Genomic DNA, 412 nt, shown 5'->3' on the forward strand with positions numbered 1-412 from the left:
GTCATATGTATCAAAGACCTTAAAAAACCATTGAGAATGCCCAATCGAATCAATTGCCTGAATTAAATATAAACTCATTTCCTCGTTGAAGTCAATTTGAAAGCCATTATCCAGAGCAAAAATATCTTTTTGCTGACTCTGTGCTAAAACAAACAATTGATCTGTTACAATAGCTGGAAGATCAACCTTTCTAAGCGGAAGCATTTGATTGTTGCCGGATTGCAACAAATTTAAATCAATCGAAAAATTATCCTCATGTAATATTTTTGCTAAAGTTATAAAGATCTTTGTAAAAGCTCGAATCTCTTTGTCTGCCAAATTTCTGCCAATACGCGAATTAATCAAATTAGCAAAGCCATCAGCATTAATGAACATTTCTTTATTAAATATATCCAAATAAAACAAATCTATT

1 pseudogene is annotated in these 412 nt (G+C 31.1%); it reads right to left on the bottom strand.

What is annotated here, in order from left to right:
- Positions 1-412, bottom strand: a pseudogene (locus tag KH893_RS12645) (hypothetical protein); the annotation flags it as partial.

Source organism: Liquorilactobacillus sicerae (genome assembly GCF_029916425.1).
Classification (GTDB): Bacteria; Bacillota; Bacilli; order Lactobacillales; family Lactobacillaceae; genus Liquorilactobacillus; species Liquorilactobacillus sicerae.